At 62.7% G+C, this 19,359-nt stretch carries 21 protein-coding genes; 5 read left to right on the forward strand and 16 right to left on the reverse strand.

Translation table 11 applies throughout. The annotated features are described in order from the left end of the window. Window positions 1-2,046 (reverse strand): S46 family peptidase, encoded by a 2,046-nt coding sequence (locus LZ496_RS09030; protein WP_249904306.1) that lies wholly within the window; start codon window positions 2,044-2,046, stop codon window positions 1-3. A gap of 100 nt (window positions 2,047-2,146) precedes the next feature. Then, window positions 2,147-2,818, reverse strand: coding sequence for an EF-hand domain-containing protein (locus LZ496_RS09035; RefSeq protein ID WP_249904307.1), 672 nt, complete (start codon window positions 2,816-2,818; stop codon window positions 2,147-2,149). 126 nt (window positions 2,819-2,944) lie between these two features. On the opposite strand from LZ496_RS09035, the gene LZ496_RS09040 reads away from it, so the two are divergent. Further along, complete coding sequence (locus LZ496_RS09040; protein WP_249904308.1) at window positions 2,945-4,165, forward strand: argininosuccinate synthase; 1,221 nt, start codon at window positions 2,945-2,947, stop codon at window positions 4,163-4,165. Beyond that, entirely contained in the window at window positions 4,162-5,793 is a 1,632-nt protein-coding gene (locus LZ496_RS09045) for a hypothetical protein (protein ID WP_249904309.1), read from the forward strand. The genes LZ496_RS09040 and LZ496_RS09045 overlap by 4 nt, the downstream gene beginning before the upstream one ends. Here LZ496_RS09045 and LZ496_RS09050 read toward each other — a convergent pair. From LZ496_RS09050 to LZ496_RS09060, 3 genes are read right to left on the reverse strand one after another with little or no spacing between them, the layout of a single operon-like run. After that, on the reverse strand, window positions 5,729-6,460 hold the full coding sequence (locus tag LZ496_RS09050; RefSeq protein WP_249904310.1) for a class I SAM-dependent methyltransferase: 732 nt from the start codon (window positions 6,458-6,460) through the stop codon (window positions 5,729-5,731). The two genes, LZ496_RS09045 and LZ496_RS09050, sit on opposite strands and share 65 nt — an antisense overlap. Beyond that, complete coding sequence (locus LZ496_RS09055; RefSeq protein ID WP_249904311.1) at window positions 6,460-7,407, reverse strand: glycosyltransferase family 2 protein; 948 nt, start codon at window positions 7,405-7,407, stop codon at window positions 6,460-6,462. Before LZ496_RS09055 ends, LZ496_RS09050 begins: the two co-directional genes overlap by 1 nt. Continuing rightward, window positions 7,404-7,838, reverse strand: coding sequence for a GtrA family protein (locus LZ496_RS09060; protein WP_249904312.1), 435 nt, complete (start codon window positions 7,836-7,838; stop codon window positions 7,404-7,406). The genes LZ496_RS09055 and LZ496_RS09060 overlap by 4 nt, the downstream gene beginning before the upstream one ends. A gap of 46 nt (window positions 7,839-7,884) precedes the next feature. Between LZ496_RS09060 and LZ496_RS09065 the strand changes: the two genes are divergently transcribed. Next, window positions 7,885-9,696, forward strand: a complete 1,812-nt coding sequence (locus tag LZ496_RS09065; protein ID WP_249904313.1) for an AcrB/AcrD/AcrF family protein — start codon at window positions 7,885-7,887, stop codon at window positions 9,694-9,696. Here the strand turns inward: LZ496_RS09065 and LZ496_RS09070 are convergent. From LZ496_RS09070 to gluQRS, 8 genes are read right to left on the reverse strand one after another with little or no spacing between them, the layout of a single operon-like run. After that, window positions 9,693-10,325: a MarC family protein gene (locus tag LZ496_RS09070; protein WP_249904314.1), complete on the reverse strand. Its 633-nt coding sequence runs from the start codon at window positions 10,323-10,325 to the stop codon at window positions 9,693-9,695. The genes LZ496_RS09065 and LZ496_RS09070 overlap by 4 nt on opposite strands. After that, complete coding sequence (gene folD, locus LZ496_RS09075; RefSeq protein ID WP_249904315.1) at window positions 10,322-11,209, reverse strand: bifunctional methylenetetrahydrofolate dehydrogenase/methenyltetrahydrofolate cyclohydrolase FolD; 888 nt, start codon at window positions 11,207-11,209, stop codon at window positions 10,322-10,324. The genes LZ496_RS09070 and folD overlap by 4 nt, the downstream gene beginning before the upstream one ends. After that, the gene (locus LZ496_RS09080) at window positions 11,206-11,508 is read right to left on the reverse strand and encodes a YggT family protein (RefSeq protein WP_249904316.1); all 303 of its coding nucleotides are present in this window, start codon (window positions 11,506-11,508) and stop codon (window positions 11,206-11,208) included. Before LZ496_RS09080 ends, folD begins: the two co-directional genes overlap by 4 nt. Before the next feature lie 54 nt (window positions 11,509-11,562). Further along, complete coding sequence (egtD, locus tag LZ496_RS09085; RefSeq protein ID WP_249904317.1) at window positions 11,563-12,522, reverse strand: L-histidine N(alpha)-methyltransferase; 960 nt, start codon at window positions 12,520-12,522, stop codon at window positions 11,563-11,565. After that, window positions 12,506-13,738: an ergothioneine biosynthesis protein EgtB gene (gene egtB, locus LZ496_RS09090; RefSeq protein ID WP_249904318.1), complete on the reverse strand. Its 1,233-nt coding sequence runs from the start codon at window positions 13,736-13,738 to the stop codon at window positions 12,506-12,508. The genes egtD and egtB overlap by 17 nt, the downstream gene beginning before the upstream one ends. A 48-nt stretch (window positions 13,739-13,786) precedes the next feature. Further along, a complete protein-coding gene (locus tag LZ496_RS09095) occupies window positions 13,787-14,359 on the reverse strand; it encodes a cob(I)yrinic acid a,c-diamide adenosyltransferase (RefSeq protein WP_249904929.1) in 573 nt (190 codons plus the stop codon). A 4-nt stretch (window positions 14,360-14,363) separates the two neighbouring features. Continuing rightward, a complete protein-coding gene (locus tag LZ496_RS09100; protein WP_249904319.1) occupies window positions 14,364-14,564 on the reverse strand; it encodes an HIG1 domain-containing protein in 201 nt (66 codons plus the stop codon). A 10-nt stretch (window positions 14,565-14,574) separates the two neighbouring features. Then, window positions 14,575-15,423, reverse strand: coding sequence for a tRNA glutamyl-Q(34) synthetase GluQRS (gene gluQRS / locus LZ496_RS09105; protein WP_249904930.1), 849 nt, complete (start codon window positions 15,421-15,423; stop codon window positions 14,575-14,577). Between the two features lie 229 nt (window positions 15,424-15,652). On the opposite strand from gluQRS, the gene LZ496_RS09110 reads away from it, so the two are divergent. Together LZ496_RS09110 and LZ496_RS09115 are read left to right on the forward strand one after the other, a co-directional pair. Then, window positions 15,653-16,219, forward strand: a complete 567-nt coding sequence (locus LZ496_RS09110; RefSeq protein ID WP_249904320.1) for an HNH endonuclease — start codon at window positions 15,653-15,655, stop codon at window positions 16,217-16,219. A gap of 45 nt (window positions 16,220-16,264) precedes the next feature. Further along, on the forward strand, window positions 16,265-16,819 hold the full coding sequence (locus LZ496_RS09115) for a response regulator transcription factor (RefSeq protein WP_249904321.1): 555 nt from the start codon (window positions 16,265-16,267) through the stop codon (window positions 16,817-16,819). Here the strand turns inward: LZ496_RS09115 and LZ496_RS09120 are convergent. From LZ496_RS09120 to argH, 3 genes are read right to left on the reverse strand one after another with little or no spacing between them, the layout of a single operon-like run. After that, window positions 16,806-17,678, reverse strand: a complete 873-nt coding sequence (locus tag LZ496_RS09120; RefSeq protein ID WP_249904322.1) for a UTP--glucose-1-phosphate uridylyltransferase — start codon at window positions 17,676-17,678, stop codon at window positions 16,806-16,808. The two genes, LZ496_RS09115 and LZ496_RS09120, sit on opposite strands and share 14 nt — an antisense overlap. Then, window positions 17,675-17,977, reverse strand: a complete 303-nt coding sequence (locus LZ496_RS09125) for a hypothetical protein (protein ID WP_249904323.1) — start codon at window positions 17,975-17,977, stop codon at window positions 17,675-17,677. The genes LZ496_RS09120 and LZ496_RS09125 overlap by 4 nt, the downstream gene beginning before the upstream one ends. Then, entirely contained in the window at window positions 17,974-19,356 is a 1,383-nt protein-coding gene (gene argH / locus LZ496_RS09130; RefSeq protein WP_249904931.1) for an argininosuccinate lyase, read from the reverse strand. The genes LZ496_RS09125 and argH overlap by 4 nt, the downstream gene beginning before the upstream one ends. Window positions 19,357-19,359: the final 3 nt, after the last annotated feature.

Raw genomic sequence — 19,359 nt, forward strand, 5'->3', positions numbered from 1 at the left:
TTATTTGCCCTTGAGCTCGGCTACGAGGTGCGGAGCCGGATAGATATTCTCCAGCGCCTCCTGCACCGCGGCGGTCGAAACCACGACGGTCCGGTTGATCGATCCGTCATAGCCGTAATTGCCGCCAAGGCTGTTGATATTGCCGTCGAATGCGGCCCCGATGACGCGGCCCTGACGATCGACGACGGGCGAACCGCTGTTTCCGCCGATGATGTCGTTGGTAGTGACGAAATCGTAGGTGGCTTTAGGGTCGATCTTCGAACGGTTGGCGATGAACGCCGGCGGAAGGTCGAACGGCACTGCACCCGTAGCCCGGTCGAACGTGCCGCCTAGCACTGTCGTGGTGGGGACCATCTTGCCCCGCTCCATCCAGCCGGCGACCTTGCCGTAGCTCACGCGCAGTGTGAACGTCGCATCGGGGTAGGCAGTGTCGCCGTAAGCCGCGAACCGGGCGTCGGCGAGCTTGGCCTGCGCCGCGGTCAGCGGAGCATCGACCTCGGCGTCGAACCGCTTCTGAATCGCGCGATCGTTGGCGTCGATCGACTTTGCATAAAGGATCATGGGATCCTTCGACGCGTCCACCGCCGCCTGGCCGCCTTCCCACAGCGCCTTGCGGACCGCGGGGTCGGCCAGCGTGGTGCCGTTGACCAGGCGCGCGGCCAATCCCTCAGGCGATTCCTTGCCAAGCAGGATCCTGGTCTGCGGATCGTCGGCGCCCAGATATTCGCGCGACTTCGACAGCGACCATTCCATGGTCAGCTGGTCGAGCCACGGATAGATCGGACGCTCGTCGAGCAGGCGCTTCTCAACCAGAGGAAGCGCGGAATCCGAATAGCCCGGGAACCGATCGGCGTTCGGCTTGCCCTTTTCGGCAGCTGCGCGGACCAGGGTCATCGCATATCCGAACAGATCACCTGACGGCAGCGAGAAGCGGTCGGCAATATAGAAGTTGCGGTAGGTCGACATCGCCTTCGCGACATCGCCCCATGGGTTGCCGATCGCCGCATTTCCGGCGCTCGTGGCCTTAAGATCCGCTTCCGCGGCGGCCAGCTTGCCGGTGAACGCCGGATCGTTCAGCGCCTTAACCCGGCCGATGTAGACCTTAAGGCTGTTTTCGACGCCGCCGAGAGTCTCGGCTGCCTCGCGCTCCTTCTCCGGGCTCGACTCCATCGCGGAAATCAAGCGTCCGCGAAGCTCGGAGAAGGCTGCAAGGGTGATCGGCAGCACCAGTTCGCGCTGGAACGCCAGCTGTTCAGAGGTGAACATGCGCTGCGTCGATCCCGGATTGCCGACGACAAAGGTCGCTTCGCCATCGACCGGCGCGCGCGCACTCCATTCCAGGTGCTGCGGCGTGGCGACCGGCCTTCCGTCCTCATAGGCGCGCAGGAAACTCGCATCCATCGAGTAGCGCGGGAAATTGAAATTGTCCGGATCGCCGCCGAACTGGGCGGCCTGAGCCTCCGGCGCCCAGACCAACCGGACGTCCGAATATTTGCGGTAGCTGTAGAGCTTGTACTGACCGCCGCCGTAAAGCGAGACGACCTGGCACCTCGTCTTGGCGGTGTCGGGGCAGCCACTCTTCTCGAGCTGGGCAACGATTGCGGTACGGGCCTTCACGGCCGCCTCTCCGGTCGAATTGGCGATCGCGGCCTTCACCTGCGGGGTAACGTCCCGAATGGAGGTCACCACTTCGGCCTGCTGACCCGCGCACATCTTTTCCTCCTCGCGGGTCCGGGCGGTGAAACCGGTCTTGAGGATATTGTTCTCGGCCGTCGAATTCTGTTCGACGCAGGTCGCGACGCAGTGGTGATTGGTAAGAATCAGCCCGGCGTCCGAAACGAAGCTCGCCGAGCAGCCGCCGGTCAGCCGGACGGCTGCCGTCCGCACCTTGTCCAGCCAGGCCTGGTCCGGGGCCCAGCCGTAGTCGGCCTGCATCTTGGCGGCCGGGAATGCGTCGAAGGTCCACATGCCTTCGTCGGCCTTGGCGATCGATACTGGAAGAGACACGGATGCGAGAAACAGGAAGGCGCGGGACGCACGGGACATCATCAAAAAACTCCAACTTGCCAGCGATTTGGGCGCACCCTGCACGAAAAAGGGCCCGGCGCAAGTGTTGCACCGGACCCCTCGAAACTTGTCGGCCGGATTAGCTGCCGCTCTTCTTTTCCTCGCGCCTTTGCTGGATGATGATCTGCCGGCCGGCACGCCGTTCCTCGGGCGTGATCTGACCGTCCTTGTTGCTGTCCATCCGGTCGAAATGCTGCAGCGCCAAGGCCTCGGCCTCGGCCTGGGTCACTTGCCCGTCCTTGTTGGTGTCGGCCATGGCCAGCATCCCGCCGCCAGGGCCATGCATCTTCATGACGTGACGGCGAACTTCCTTGCCGTCCTTCGGGCTGTTCTTGCGCTCCTCGCGCCTGATCTCGCGGCGCTCCACACGCTCCTCGCGCGCCTTGGTGAACTCCTCCCGGCTGATATAGCTGTCCTTGTTGGCATCGAGCCGGTCGAAGGCGGCGTTGGGATCGCCCATCGCCATTGCGTGACCACCGTCACGGGCCTTGAAATCTTCGAACCGCTTGGCGCGGGAAGCATCGATTTCCGCGGTCGTCACGGTTCCGTCCTTGTTGGAATCCATCTCGCCGAAATGTTCGCGGGCCATCTGCACGGCTTCGGCGCGGGTCGTGACCCGATCGCGCATCGGTTGAGTCATTGGGGTGGTGGGGGTCGGAGTCACCGCCGGAGCGGGCTGTGCGACCGGGGCCGTCTGGGCGAATGCGGTTCCGGCCAATAAGGCCGTTGCAACCATAACAAACTTCTTCATGGGCATGCCCCTCCTCAATCGGAATATAACGAAGCTATGCCCGGCTTGCTGTATGGCGCTTGAACGGTCGGGTGGTTGGTGGCAAGGCGCGCGCCATTCCACTTAAGTTGCGAAGGAAGCGCCCAAATGGCCGATAAGATCAACCGCGTCGTGCTTGCCTTTTCCGGCGGCCTCGACACGAGCGTGATCCTGAAATGGCTTCAGCAGACCTATGGCTGCGAGGTGGTGACGTTCACGGCTGATCTGGGGCAGGGCGAAGAGCTTGGTCCGGCACGGCACAAGGCCGAGCTGATGGGCGTCCGGGCAGAACATATCTTCATCGATGACCTGCGCGAGGAATTCGTTGCCGACTATGTCTTCCCGATGATGCGCGCCAATGCGCTTTACGAGGGGCTGTACCTGTTGGGGACGTCGATTGCTCGGCCGCTAATCGCCAAGCGCCAGATCGAGATTGCGCGCGAGGTTGGCGCCGATGCGGTGAGCCATGGTGCCACCGGCAAGGGCAATGACCAGGTCCGCTTCGAGCTCGGCTATTATGCGCTGGCACCCGATATCAAGGTGATCGCGCCGTGGCGCGAATGGGATCTCGGCAGCCGGACCGCGCTCATCGACTTCGCCGAGAAGAACCAGATCCCGGTACCCAAGGACAAGCGTGGCGAGAGCCCCTTCTCGACCGACGCCAACCTTCTGCACACCTCGTCCGAGGGCAAGGTGCTCGAGGACCCGTGGGCCGAAGTGCCCGACTATGTCTATTCGCGCACCGACGATTTGGTGGCCGCGCCGGATGCGCCTGAGGAAGTCACGATCGAATTCAAGGGCGGTGACGGCGTGGCGGTCAACGGCGAGGCGCTGTCACCCGCAATGCTGCTGACCAAGCTAAACGAGCTCGGCAAGCGCCACGGAATCGGCCGGCTGGACCTAGTCGAGAACCGCTTCGTCGGGATGAAGAGCCGCGGCATGTATGAAACGCCCGGTGGCACCATCTATCATGCGGCGCATCGGGCGATCGAGCAGCTGACCCTCGATCGCGGCGCTGCTCATCTGAAGGACGAGCTGATGCCGCGCTACGCGGAGCTGGTCTACAACGGTTTCTGGTTCTCGCCGGAGCGCGAGATGCTCCAGGCGGCCATCGACCATAGCCAGGCAAAGGTCGACGGCACCGTCCGTCTGAAGCTCTACAAGGGTGGGGTCCACATCACCGGGCGCAAGTCGCCGCACAGCCTCTACAGCGAGAAGGTGGTGACCTTCGAAGACGACGCGGGCGCCTATGACCAGCGCGACGCGGAAGGGTTCATCAAGCTCAACGCACTGCGCCTCCGCCTGCTCGGAAGGCGCGACCAAGGTTGATTCACGCGCCGCACCTCCTGGCCCAGGAGCCTGCGGCTGCCGCGCTGCCGAAGGGAACGCCTCGCCCATGGTGGGAAGGCAGGCCATTCGTCGCTGCGATGATCCTGCTGGCCTTCGTACCCTTGCTCTACCCGCAGATACCACCGCTGGTCGACATTGGCGGCCACATGGGCCGCTACAAGGTGGCGGTCGATGTCGCCAGTAGCCCGATCCTCCAGCAATGGTTCTCGTTTCGCTGGTTGCCGATCGGAAATCTTGGGGTCGATCTGCTCGTCGTGCCCTTAGCCAAGCTGATCGGCGTGGAGCTAGCGACGAAGCTGGTCGTCATGTCCATTCCGCCCATGACGGTTGCGGGGATGCTGTGGGTTGCCCGCGAAGTCCACAACCGCCTGCCGCCGACCGTGGCCTTTGCCCTGCCGCTGGCGTTCGGCCATCCCTTCATGTTCGGTTTCGTCAACTTCGCACTGTCGATGGCGCTGGCATTGCTCGCCTTTGGGCTTTGGCTCCGATTGGGGCGGCTCGGAAAATCGAAGCTTCGGGCGATCCTGTTCGTTCCGATCAGTTTCATCGTCTTCTTCGCCCATACATTCGGCTGGGGCACTCTGGGCCTGTTGTGCTTTTCGGCCGAGGCGGTTCGGCAGCATGATCGCGGACACAGCTGGTGGATGGCGATCATCAGGGCGGCCGTCCACGCATCGGTCATGGCCTTGCCTATTCTGCTGATCCTTTTGTGGCGAAGCGAAGCGACCGGCGGCATCACCAATCGCTGGTTCGATTGGGAATATAAGTGGGAATATCTCCAAAGGATGTTCCGCGACCGCTGGGAAACGTTCGACCTGGCATCGGCAGCGATCGTGCTGGCCGTTCCGCTATTTGCGTTGGTCCATCCCCGCCTGACCCTATCGCGCAACCTTGCATTTTCGGGCCTGATGTTGGCGGCGACCTATGTGCTGCTGCCACGGATCGTGTTCGGTTCGGCCTATGCCGACATGCGCCTGGTGCCGTTCGCCGCCGCGATCCTCGTGTTGGCTATCCGCTTCAAGGCAGAGACGCGTTTCCCGCTGGCCACATGGCTAGCGATCGCCGCGGTCGGCTTCATGCTCATCCGGCTGACCGGAACGACTACGAGCATGGCGATCGCTGGACGCAAGCAGGCGGAGCAGCTCGAGGCGCTCGATCATATCGAAACCGGATCGCGGCTCGCGGTTCTGGTCTGGGACAAGTGCGAACAATGGTCGCTTCGCCGGTCCGACCACCTCGGCGCGATCGCCACGGTCAGGAAGGAAGCCTATACCAACGATCATTGGCCGATGGCGGGCTCAACCTTGATGAAGGTTCGCTATCCGCAGGCCGGTTGGTACCAGCGCGATCCGTCGCAAATAGTTCGCGATCCAGGCTGCCGGCACGAAGGCTGGGCCGTGCGCGCGGCGCTTGCGAACCTCCCGCGCGGCGCTTTCGACTATTTGTGGCTGGTGGATATGCGGCCGATCCCGCGCGAATGGGTCAGTGACTGGCGGCCGATCTGGGCCACCAAGGATTCCATCTTACTGAAGAAGATCCCGATTACCGAGATCGACGAAGAACAGCGACTAGCGACACCCCGAACGGCATCGGAACCCGCCCGATAATTCCTCGCTCGAGGCCGAAGACGCCGTCGAGCAGCTTGTTGACGAAGGGCGATGGCATCGCGTCGTCGCTGTCGTCCTTGCCCGTCAACTTGCCCATGAAGCGAACGGCCGCGATCGGCGGGAACAACAGGCTGTTGAACGGCGACAGCAGCTCGATCGAATAGCCTGCCTCTTCCGCCAGCCGGCGGATCTCGCCCTTGCGATAGCGGCGGTGATGGTGATGAACGACGTCGTGCGCGCTGAACATCCACGGATTGATCGGCACGGTCAGGAGCAATGCGCCGCCGGGCTTCAGCAACTGATAGATGGCGCGGAGCGAATTCTTGTCGTCCGGGACATGTTCGAGGACGTCCAATAGCGCGACAAGATCATAGGCACCCTGGGGGAACATGGAGAGATCCGGAAGCGCAGCTTCGACGACGGGACGGCCAAGTCGCTCGCTGGCAAGTTCCCGGGCGATGGGGTCGAGCTCGCTTGCCTCCACCTGGCCGAAGCGCGACAGCATCGCCAGATTATGGCCAGTCCCGGCGCCCAGCTCCAATACTCGCGCATTGTTCGGCGGGCGAACAATCCGCTCGATCAAGCCGTCGAGAATCCGGCGGCGCGCCGTGAACCACCAATGCTGGCTGTCGAGCTTGGCCATCTGCTCATAGACCTTACGCTCCATCAGTCGCCGCCGATTGTTTCGCGGATGACGTAGAGCGGCCGTCCTTTGGCTTCGGTCAGGATCCGGCCGACATATTCTCCAAGCACGCCTAGCGACAGAAGCTGAAGGCCACCGAGGAACAGCACGGCGACCATCAGCGATGCGTAACCGGGAACATCAATGCCCGAAGTAAGGGTAACGATGATGATATAGACAGCGTACGCAAGCGCTCCGAGGGCAACCAGTGCGCCGAGATAGCTCCATACGCGAAGCGGCAGGGTCGAGGCGGACGTGATCCCGTCGATGGCAAGCGTCCAAAGCTTCCAATAGTTGAACTTGGTCTTGCCGACCTTCCGTTCCTCGCGGTGATACAGGACCGCCGCCTGCCTGAAGCCTGCCCAGGCAAACAGGCCCTTCATGAAGCGATTGCGTTCCGGCATTTGCCGGATCACTTCGACCACCTTGCGGTCGAGCAGCCGGAAATCCCCGGCATGCTCCGGTATCTTGTCGTCGCTCAACCAATTATGGGCGCGATAGTATAGGTCCGCAGTCAGCCGCTTGGGCAGGCTGTCGGTCTCCCGGTTGTCGCGAACGCCGTAAACGACGTCAAAGCCGGATCGCCATTGGTCGAGCATCTTTGGAAGCGCTTCGGGCGGATCCTGCAAGTCGACGTCAAGTGGGACGACGGCCAGCCCTCGGGCGACCTCCAATCCGGCAGACAGTGCGGCTTCCTTGCCGAAATTGCGCGAAAGCGAAATCGCCCGGATGCGCGGGTCGACGGCATTTGCCTTGCGGATGATTTCGAGGGTTCGGTCCTCGCTGCCGTCATCGACGAACAATATTTCGAACGACTTGGAGGCCGGGTCGGCCAGGCCCTGGAGCACCGGTATCAGGCGATCGAGGCATGGCCCAATGGCTGCTTCCTCATCCTTTACCGGGATGATCAAGCTCAGTTCGACGGCGCTCATGAATATACGTACCGGCGATGGAGGGCGAAGGTGATCAGCGGGGTGACGAAGATCATCGGGATGGTGGGCCACCAGGTCGGTCCGCCCATTTGCTTCACAAGCACCCAGATGAAGCCCTGGTTGATGACATAGCCGAGAACATTGACGGCGAGGAAACGCCCCATCCGGATATGGTGCTGATCGCGCGTTCCATGCCCCTTGAAGCTGAACTCGCCATGAGTGACGTAACTTATGACAGAAAAGGCCAGGAAAACGATGGTAAAGCTGACCATCGGATCGACATGGAGAAAGTCTGTAATCGCCCAATAGCTCGCGGCCACCGCCAAGGTGATTGCGAAGCCGGCCAGGGCATAGCGGATCAACTGCAGCAGCACGGTGCGGCGCTCGGGTTCCAGCGAATGCAGGGCCGACTGGATCATCGGCTTGCTCATTAGTGTTTCGCCGCTAGGACACAATGCGAGATTTTCGGGGGACTGAATGAACGAGGACCGGCTGGCCAATTTGCATACGAAGCTTGCCGCGCCCTTTTTCCGCCACTGGCGATGGGTGCTGGTCGGGACATGGCTGCTCTATGTCGCCTTCATCATCTTCAACCGCTGGAATCTTGTCCAAGCGTTCGCGCTCCCGGACACCGACGATAATTTGCGTCTTGCCCAGGTCAGGGCATTGCTCGGCGGACAAGGTTGGTATGACCTGATTCAGCACCGCTTCGATGTCGCTCATGGTGGTGCCAACATCCACTGGTCACGACTAGTGGACCTCCCGCTCGCTGCGATCATATTGCTGATGAAGCCGCTGGTCGGCGGTGCCGATGCGGAGCGGATCGCGGTCGCCTTTGCACCGCAGATTCCCCTAATCCTGCTGCTGTTCTCGCTGGCGCTGACGATGAAGCGGCTGGTGCATGACCGCGCATGGCCGCTTCCGGTGATCGGCCTCCTTTGCGCTTACTCCACTATCGCCATGTTCGCGCCCTTGAGGATCGATCATCACGGCTGGCAGCTCGCATTCCTGGCACTCGCCATCTCTGCCATGGCCGACCCCAAGCGGGCGCGCGGTGGCGCTGTGCTCGGAATTGCAACCGGCCTTTCGCTCTCGATCGGCCTCGAGATGCTGATTTATCTGGCCCTGTTGGGCGGAGCGACGGTCCTGCTTTGGGTGGCTGACCAAGGTCAGCGCCGACGCCTCGCGGCCTATGCTTCGGCGCTTGTCGCGACGACCGGCGCCGGATTTCTCATCTTCGCCTCTAATGCCAACTGGTTGGCGGTCTGCGACGCCCTATCGCCTGTGTGGCTGAGCGACGCGGCGGTTGGAGGGGCCGTCATGCTCGCTCTCGCGTCGCTGCGGATCGAAAGCTGGAAAGGGCGGCTCGCTCTCGCCATGGCAGGAGGGGCGGCCGTCGCCGGATTCCATGCGCTGGCATGGCCGCATTGCCTCCAGCGGCTCGAAGGCGTGTCGCCCGAGGCAACGGCGCTTTGGCTCGATCATGTCCGCGAGGCCCGGCCCTTCTACCGGCATTCGTGGAAGATCGGAGCGACTGCGCTTGCCCTTCCCGTTACGGCATTGGCTGGGTGGGCCTTGCTGAGCTGGCGTGCCTGGAAGCAAGGACCAGACGATCGCGACCTGCTGTACCGGACGCTGGCGGTCGCGCTGCCCGGCATTGCGGGTTTCGTGCTGCTCTTCTGGCAGATGCGTGCGTCACCAGCGGCCCAGATGATGGCGCTGCCGGCTGCGACGGCGCTGATCGTGCTTGTCGCCGCACCCTGGCTCCAGTCGCCGAAGCTATGGAAGCATATCGCGGCGATCGCCGTCGTACTTCTTGCCTTCGGCGCCGCCGTCCCGATCGGCATCAAGCTGGTGCCCGGTGAAAAGCCCAATCCACAGCGCGCCAGTGTAGCGACCGCCAACAAGCGTTGCCCGAGCATGGCGGCACTGGCGCCAATCAACGCCCAGCCGAAGGGAACTGTCTTCTCTTTCATCGACCTCGGGCCGCGGCTCATTGTCGCCACGCATCATGACGCAATCGGCGGTCCCTACCATCGCAACGACCAGGCGATTGCCGACGTGATGAAGGCGTTCCGGGGCGATGAGGCGCAGGCTCACCGCATTATCTCCGAATATGAAAGCGATTATCTGCTGGTCTGTCCCGACATGTCGACCGCGACCATCTTCATGTCCGAAGCTCGAAACGGCTTCTACGGGCAGCTGATGAACGGCAAGGTCCCCGGCTGGCTGCAGCCAGTCGAGCTACCGAAGGATTCGCCCTTCAGGATGTGGAAAGTGGTCGGCTAACCAGCGAGGCCCGGCAGGCTGCGCTCCAGCCCGTCGAGCACGAATTGCGCGGCCAAGGCGGCAAGGATGACGCCGAGGATCCGCGTGATCATCGCTTCCAGCTTGGCGCCGATCAGCTTCATCAGAGGTCCGGCAGCCAAAAGCGCGACGAGGGTCAGGATCAGCACCGTGGTCAGCGCGGAAAGCACGACCAGATCCTCAACCAGGCCATCGGCCTTTGCCGTAAGCAGCATGATCGATGCGATTGAGCCGGGCCCGGCGATCATCGGGATCGCCATCGGGAAGACGGAAATATCCTCCGCCTCGGGCGTACCCTTGATCTCTTCGGCTCGCTCCTCACGCCGTTCGGTGCGGCGCTCGAACACCATGTCGAGTGCGATCATGAACAGCATGATGCCGCCTGCCAGGCGAAAGGCGCTGAGGCTGATACCAAGCGTCCGCAGCAGCGGCTCTCCGAACAAGGCGAAGAAGAGGAGGATGCACCAAGCCACCAACGCCGACCGGATCGCCATCTTCCTGCGGTGCGCCGCGTCGGTTCCGGCGGTCAGCGAGGCAAAGATCGGCGCGCATCCGGGTGGGTCGATAATCACGGCAAGGGTGATGAATGCAGTGGTAAACAGCTCGATCACAGCGCTGGATCCAACGCGAAGCTGTCCCGACGTGCCGCCGAAACCAGGGTGTTGCGGATGAGGCAGGCAATAGTCATCGGACCCACACCACCCGGGACCGGCGTGATCGCACCGGCAACGGCACTGGCCGAAGTGAAGTCGACATCGCCGGTCAAATGGCTGTTGCCCCCTTCTCCGGCGATCCGGTTGATCCCGACGTCGATGACAGCGGCGCCCGGCTTCAGCCAGTCGCCTTTGACCATTTCAGGCCGGCCCACGGCTGCGACGACGATGTCGGCCCGCCGGACGACTTCCGGCAAGTCGCGGGTCCGGCTGTGAGCGATCGTCACGGTGCAGCTATCGCCGAGCAACAGCTGCGCCATCGGTTTTCCGACGATGTTGGATCGGCCGATCACAACTGCTTCCTTGCCGGAAAGATCACCAAGCTCAGCCCGAAGAAGCTTGAGGCAACCTAGCGGCGTGCAGGGTACGAAACCGTTCAGACCGGTTGCCAGGCGACCGACATTGATAGGATGGAATCCATCGACATCCTTGTCGGGGTCAATCGCAAGAAGGACCTGGTCTGGGTCGATGTGACCTGGCAGCGGCAGCTGTACGAGGATGCCATCGACCGCCGGATCGGTGTTGAGCTCTTCGATCAGGTCAACCAGCTTGCCCTCGCTAATTTCGGCGGGAAGCTTGTGCTCGAAGCTGAGCATGCCGGCTTCGCGGGTCGCCTTCCCCTTGTTGCGAACGTAGACCGCGCTGGCGGGGTCCTCGCCAACCAGTACGACTGCCAGCCCCGGGACGCGGCCGGTCGCTACGCGAAACTTCGCGACTTCGCTGGCTACATCGGCACGCAATGCGGCCGCGGCGGCCTTCCCGTCGATGATCCGGGCGGTCACATCAAGGTCGCGCTAGTCTCCAGCGCGAGTCCCTCATTGAGCTTCCTGAGGATCTGGATCGCCAGGATCAGGACGATCGGCGAAAAGTCGATGCCGCCAAAGTCCGGCAAGACCTTGCGAATTGGGCGATAAAGCGGCGCGGTCAGCCGGTCCAACGTATCGAGCAAGGTGCGGACGAAATTGGACTGGGTATTGATGACGTTGAACGCCACCAGCCAGCTGATGATCACCTGCGCGATGACCACCCACACCAGGACCTGCAGGATCATGTCGATGATGCTGAAAAGAGCGTAGAGCATGGCGGCAGGCTTAGCCGGGCACGCCGCAGTGCACAATGTCAGCCTTTTGTGCAGCTACGGAGCGAAGCGCTCCCGCTGCGCTTCGGCCAGGATCAGCGCGAAATCCTCGTCATCGTCGGTCCATTCGGCGAGCGGAGTCCATCCACCGGCCAGAAGGAGCAGCCGGGCTCCACGCGGGCCATATTTATGACTGTTCTCGGTATGGATCGATTGGCCCGCACGGAAGACGAAGCGCGCTTCCTCGATTGCGAATTCTACGTCGCGTATCGCCACCAGATGCATTTCGATCCGGCCAAGCATGTCGTTCCACCGCGCCTGGTGGCGGAAGGCTTCAATCGGAATGTCGGCGTTCAACTCCCGGTTGATCCGGCGCAGCAGGTTCAGGTTGAATTCGGCCGTGACGCCCTCAGGATCGTCATAGGCGGCGATCAGCCTTTCGACGCCCTTCACCCGGTCCATGCCGATCAGCAGCTTCGCGCCGGTGCCCAGTGTCGTGCGGAAATGACGGAGCAGGTCGGTTGCGCTCTGGGGCACGAAATTGCCGATTGTCGAACCGGGAAAGAAACCCAGCCGGGACATGCCGTCGATTTCCTTCGGCAGCTGCATATCCCGTGTGAAATCGGCCTCGACTGGATGGACCGCGAGGCCCGGAAAGTCGCGGTCGACGACTTCGGCGCTTTCACGGAGGTAATCGCCGCTGATGTCGACCGGGACATAGGCTTTCGGCTGGACCGCCCGGAGAAGGATGGGTGTTTTGGTCGCACTACCCGCACCGAATTCCACGACAGCGCAGGCCGGCGCGATGAGCCGCGCGATTTCCGGCATCCGCTCTTCCAACATGCCGGTTTCTGTCCGCGTTGGATAATAGGCGGGTAGCCGAGTGATCTCGTCGAACAGCTCGGATCCCCGCCGGTCGTAAAGCCAGCGGGCCGGGATCGCCGGGATCGGCTCCGCAAGCCCGTTAAGCACATCGGCGCGGAACGCAGGGTCGACGTGTTCAAGCGTCTCGAGCAAGTCGCACTCCCGTGAATTGCCAGCGAGCCGCCGGTGGAAAGAAATTGCGGTATCCGGGCCTGCTGTGGCCGCGCGGCGTGGCGCAGCTGGCGCCTTTCAGGACCATCTGCCCGCTCATGAACTTGCCATTATACTCGCCGACGGTGCCGGTTTCCGGCTTGAAACCGGGATAGGAAAGGAAGGCCGATCCGGTCCACTGCCACACGTCTCCGAATGGCCCTCCACCCGGTCGGGGTAGTGCCGGACCTGCTCGATCGAGCTGGTTCCCTACCAAAGCGTCGGCTGAGGCGAATGCAGTTTCCCATTCCGCATCCGTCGGGAGTCGCGCTCCGGCCCAACGGGCGAAAGCATCGGCCTCATAATAGCTGACATGCGAGACAGGCGCTGCCCGGTCAATCTCTCGCCGTCCTGCGAGGGTGAAGGAACTGCCGTCGTCATGCCAGTAGAGCGGCCGATCCACCCCCTCGCGATTGATCCAGTCCCACCCGTCGCTGAGCCACAGCGTTGGCGTCCCGTAGCCACCGTCTTCAATAAACTGTTGCCATTCGCCATTCGTAACGCAGCGATTGGCAATTTTGTGTGGTGCCAGCAGCGTCTTGTGACGCGGCCGCTCACAGTCAAAGGCGAACCCACTACCCGCCGCACCGATTTCGGCCTCGCCGACTTGCCCGTCGATCCAGCCTAGCGGTTCGGTCGCGTAGCAGGCCGGCTGATCAGCAGCTCCATAGGCGGGCTCAAGCGGGTTCTCGGCAAATGCCGCCAATATGTCTGTAAGGAATAGCTCCTGATGCTGCTGCTCATGATTGATGCCCAGTTCGATCAGCTGAAGCACCTCGGGCGGCAGTTGCGGGAGGGCAGATTGAAGTGCCGCGTCGACTGAGAGTCGCCAGGAACGGACTTCATCGAGGCTGGGGCGGCTCAACATGCCTCGTTTGGGCCGGGCGTGCCGCTCGCCTTCTCCATTGTAGTAGCTGTTGAAAAGATAGGGCCAGCGTTCGTCGAACAGCCGATAGCTGGGGACATGATCGCGCAGGATAAAGGTTTCGAAGAACCAGGTGGTGTGCGCTAGATGCCATTTGGCTGGTGAGGCGTCAGGATGCGGCTGGACGGTGGCATCCGCGTCCGATAGCGGTTCGGCGAGGTCGAGCGTAAGCTCGCGCGTCGTAGCGAGCCGTTCCGCCAAGCCTGCACCTCTATCTTCGTCGGATCGAGCCATGCATTACCTCCGCCGGGAGGATATCGTTCACCACCTGTTCTAATTCAACTAGGTGTCGCGCGTTGCCCCGGGCTGCCACAGCACATCGCCCCCTTGCGTGGCGGCCAAGTGCCTTGCAGCGACAAACAGATGATCCGACAAACGGTTCAAATAAGCCAAGGCGTCGGCGTTAACTGGTGTGAGTTCATGCAGGGCGACTGCTGCCCGTTCGGCGCGACGCGTTACCGCCCGGGCAAGGTGAAGATGCGCTACCGCAGCCGACCCTCCGGGCAAGATGAAGCTGTTCAGCGGCTCCAGCGATGCGTTCATCGCGTCGATTTCTTCCTCGAGCCGCTCAACCTGCCGGCCGACGATGCGCAGCGCATATTGTTCGAAATCCGTGCCGAAAGGCGTCGCCAGGTCGGCCCCGAGGTCGAACATCTCATTCTGGATAGCGCGCAGCCGATCCGCGAGTTCACCTGCAGGAAGAGCGGCAATTGCCAGGCCTATCGCGCAATTGGCTTCATCGACATCGCCGATCGCGGCCATTCTGGCCGACGATTTGGCAACGCGGCTGCCGTCGACCAGGCCGGTCGAGCCGCCGTCACCGGTGCGCGTGTAGATCTTGTTGAGCTTGACCAGCGGCTCAGCCCCGGCCGGCCATGACGAGGATCAGCACGACGATGACGATCGCGACGCCCTGGTAGAGTACGCGCTTCTGCATATAGCCTTGCTGCACCTCGCCCGACACGTCTTTACCCTGCGCCATGGCGATGACGCCGCGGACGAGGACATAGGCGACCGCGCCCATGGCGACCAGGAGCAGGATAAGCAGGAATGTGTTCATGGGCCGCTATCTAGGCCTCGGACAGCCGAAATCCTAGGGGTAGGCGGCCATCAAGCAGCTGTTTCACCAGGCCGGGGCCATCGACGCCGGAATTGCGAAGTGCCTCGAGTGTCGGCGCGAGGTCGCGCTTAGCCAGCCGGCGGCCGTCATCATGGGTGATAAGCGGGTGGTGAAAGTAGGTCGGCTCTGGCAAGCCCAGCAGCGATTGCAGCAGACGCTGGGTGGGAGTCGAAGGGCGCAAATCTTCGCCGCGAACCACCAGGTTTACGCCTGACGCAGCATCATCGACGACGCAGGACAGGTGATAGGAGGAGGGGGCGTCCTTCCGGGCGAGGATGGCGTCGCCGAAATCGCTCTCGCGGCTCGCAAAGAGCGTTCCATCATGCTCGGTCCAGCCGGGCAACCCGGCCATCGCCAGCGCCTTGGCAGAATCCAGCCGCCAGCAGTGCGGTGTCGACGCGCGCCGTTCGGGATCGTCGGGCAAGCGCCGGCAAGTTCCCGGATACTGGCTGCCCGCGTCGCCATGCGGTGCAGTCAGCGACTGCGCGATCTCCGCGCGCGTACAGAAGCAGGCGTAGACCAGCCCCCGTGCCTTCAGTGCCTCAAGCGCTTGGGCGTAGACGTCGGTGCGCTCGGATTGGACGATTGCCTCTCCGTCATAACCAAGGCCGAGCCAGTCGAGATCCTCGATGATGCCGCCGACAAATTCGGGGCGGCAGCGGCCGAGATCGAGATCTTCGATCCTGAGCAGGAATTGGCCGCCGCTGGACCGGGCGAGTTCGTGACCAAGCGCCGCCGAATAGGCATGGCCCAGGTGAAGTCTGCCCGAGGGCGAGGGGGCGAAACGTGTGACCTTCAGGACTCACTCCATGGTAAAGCCGACAGCGGCGACTCTTGACGGTGATTCGCCAATTGTGGTGTCATGCCATCGTCACCTCGGGTTGGCATCCGGGGTCGCAGACGGAAAGACGGGCCTTTGGTCGCCGGTCTCCCGCCAAGGTCCCGTAAGCCTGGCAAGCGGCGGGATGGTGCGACTAGGCCGGAGGCGCGGCGTTCTTGGGCAGAAGAACGCTGGAGAAATTTGCGCCGTGTATCATCCCGACATTCTTCGACATCCGGACAGTTGCCCCGCACTGGTGCTGAACGCCGACTATACGCCGCTAAGCTATTATCCGCTGTCGCTTTGGCCGTGGCAGACCGCGATCAAGGCCATGTTCCTGGAGCGGGTCGACGTCGTCGCCCATTACGACCGGGAAGTGCACAGCCCGTCAGCCTCGCTGAAACTGCCGTCGGTCATCGCGCTTCGCCAATATGTCCGGCCCAACGAATATCCGGCCTTCACCCGGTTCAACCTGTTCCTGCGCGATCGCTTCCGTTGCGTCTATTGCGGGTCGCACAAGGAATTGACGTTCGACCATGTCGTGCCGCGTTCGCAGGGCGGGAAGACGCATTGGGAGAATGTCGCGACCGCCTGCGCGCCGTGCAACCTCAAGAAGGGCGGGCGTACGCCGAGGCAGGCAGGCATGCATATCGAGGCGGAGCCGATCCGCCCGACCAGCTGGCAGTTGCAGGACCATGGCAAGAGCTTCCCCCCCAACTATCTGCACCAGAGCTGGTGCGACTATCTCTACTGGGATGTCGAGCTGGAGCCGTAATGGCTACCTAACGAGACATTAACCATTTTTCGCGATAGTGAGTCCATGCAGATCGACCCTGCCCCGCTGTCCAATCATGCCGATGGTCCGGCCCGGCTGCTGATCGTGGAGCCAAACCGCAGCTCGTTGCAGGTGCTCGCAAAAAGGCTGGGCGAAATTGGTTATCGGATCATCGCTTGCGACAATGCGGGGAACGCGACGGCGGAACTGCTCCGCGCACCCGTCGACCTTGTCCTGGCGGAACTGCGCATGGAATCGGTCAGCGGTATCGAGCTGACGCGAAGAATTCGGGACGATACCATGCTCAAGGACACGCCGGTCGTCCTGATTACCGGTCGGACCGATAGCTCGGGCGCGGTCGACGGTTTTGCCGCCGGCGCCGATGACGTGGTCGCGAAGCCCTTCCATTTCGAGGTGCTTGCCGCGCGCATCGCGCAGCGCATCGCGCGGGCTCGCTCGGTCAAGGAGCTCAAGGCGGACAATGCCAACCTCGATGCCCGGGTCGTAACCCGCTCGCTGGAGTTGGTCGAAATTCGAGCTGCCCTGCAGCAGAGCGAAGCCGAGCGGATCCGCCTCGCGCAGCTGGTCAGCCGGGCCTGATCCCGTCCAGGAATTCGCCCAGTTTCGAACGCAGGTCGTCATGCTGCAAGGCAACCGCGATATTGGCCATCACGAAGCCGACCTTGTCGCCGCAATCGTGCCGAACGGCATCGACGGTTACGGCATGGAATGGCTGTGAGCCAATCAGCTTGGCCATACCATCCGTCAGCTGAATTTCGCCACCTGCGCCGCGATCGCCCTTGCCGAGAATGTCCATGACTTCCGGCTGCAGGATATATCGGCCGACGATGCCAAGGCGTGACGGTGCGTCTTCGGGTGCTGGCTTTTCGACCATGCCCCTGACCTCGGTCAAAGCGCCTTTCGTGTCACCCGGCGCTATAATGCCGTAGCTGGCGGTGCGTTCGGCCGGTACTTCCTGCGCGCAGACGATGTTCCCGCCATGCTCCGCATAGGCCATCATCATCTGCTTAAGTGCGCCGGGGTTCCCAAGCATCAGGTCGTCCGGCAACAGCACGGCAAAGGGTTCGTCGCCAACGATGTGCCGGGCGCACCATACGGCATGGCCAAGACCAAGCGGTTGCTGCTGGCGGACAGAGACGACCTCGCCGAAGCCGGATCGCGACGGTTCGAGCGCATCGAGGCTTTTGCCGCGTTCGCGCATCGTCGTTTCCAACTCGAAACCGATGTCGAAATAATCGTCGAGGGTCGCCTTGCCGCGACCCGTCACGAAGATCATCTGTTCGATCCCCGCTTCGCGCGCTTCGTCGACCGCATATTGGATCAGCGGCCGATCGACGATCGTCAGCATTTCCTTTGGAACGGACTTGGTGGCAGGCAGAAGGCGCGTGCCGAGCCCCGCGACCGGAAGGATCGCTTTGCGGACGGGCTTCAGCGTCATTGCTTCTGTGGTTCCTGTTCGGTGGAGGATTCCGCTACCGGGAGCGGCACGGCCCTGCCGTCGGGTGGCGGCAGGTCGAAACGGTCGGGCTCGCGAATCTCGCCGCGCTTGTTCAACTCATCGACGCGGCGCGGATCCGCTTGGGGAGGGAGAACCAGAAGCTCTTCGGCGGTGAGCGCGCGCGAAGCCAGCGCAGGCTTCTGCGGGAGCGATTTTCCGGCCTGCGGCTGCAGGTCCGAAACGCTGCCGCACGATGCGACGGCAAGTGCCAAGGATGCCAGGGTCAGCCGCTTGATCACTTTTCCTCCCGCGCGGCAATTTGGCGTCGCGCCTCTTCGATCGCCCCTCGTACTCGCTCCGGCGCGGTCCCGCCAGCCGACCGGCGGGAAGCGACGGATGCCTCGACCGAAAGATAGGGCAGGACACTTTCGTCAATCCGCGCGTCGACAGACTTCAACTCGCCCAACGTCAGCTGATCCAGCGACTTTCCAGCGGCTTCGGCCGCAGCCACGGCGCGGCCCGAAATATGATGGGCTTCGCGGAACGGCACCCCAGCCTGGCTGACCAGCCAATCGGCGAGGTCGGTTGCCGTTGCATGGCCAGCGGCTGCGACAGCACGCATCCGCTCCGGCACGAAGATGAGATCAGCCATCATTCCGGCCATCGCGGCCAGGCTGAGGCCCAAGAGGTCATGGGCGTCGAATATCGGGGGCTTATCGTCCTGCAGGTCCTTGGCATATGCCAAGGGCAATCCCTTCAGAAGGACCAGCAGTGCAACCAGATCGCCGATGATCCGTGCGCTGTGACCGCGAACCAGCTCCGCCGCATCCGGATTACGCTTGTTGGGCATGATCGACGATCCGGTCGACCAGGCGTCGGGCAACTTGACGAAGCCGAATGGCTGGGATGCCCAAAGGATGATTTCCTCTGCCAGGCGCGAGAGATGCACCGAGCAAAGCGCCGCGGCGTGCAGGTAGTCGACCGCGAAGTCACGATCGCTCACCGCGTCGAGGCTGTTGGCCGTGGGGCGATCGAAGCCGAGCGCGGCAGCGGTATTGCCGCGATCGAGGTCGAAGCCGGTCCCGGCAAGGGCGGCGCTGCCCAATGGCGATTCATTCATCCGCACCCGGGCATCGGCGAAGCGGCTGCGGTCGCGGACGAGCATTTCGCGATAAGCGAGCAAATGGTGACCTAGTGTTACCGGCTGGCCAGATTGCAAATGGGTGAAGCCGGGCATCACCGTGCCGCTATGCTCTTCGGCCCTTTGCAGCAGCACCGATTCCAGCGCATCAATGCCAGTGACGGCCTCGTCGACGGCGTTCCGGACGAACAGCTTGAAATCGGTCGCAACCTGGTCGTTGCGCGAACGGGCCGTGTGGAGCCTGCCCGCCGCATCGCCGATGAGCTCGCCCAGCCGATGCTCGACATGCATGTGGATATCTTCGAGCGCCGGGTCTTCCTGGAGCTTTCCTGCCTCGATTTCGGCGGCAACCTGCTGCAGGCCGTCATCGATGGCCTTGGCGTCTTCGGCGGCGAGGATGCCCTGACTGGCGAGCATCGCCGCATGGGCCCGGCTGGCGCGGATGTCCTCTCGCCACAACCGCTTGTCGACTTCGATCGAGGCATTTATCTCGCGCATCACCGCGGCCGGTCCGCCTGCAAAGCGACCGCCCCACATCAT

Origin of the sequence: Sphingomonas caseinilytica (assembly GCF_023516455.1) — a bacterium.
GTDB lineage: Bacteria > Pseudomonadota > Alphaproteobacteria > Sphingomonadales > Sphingomonadaceae > Sphingomicrobium > Sphingomicrobium caseinilyticum.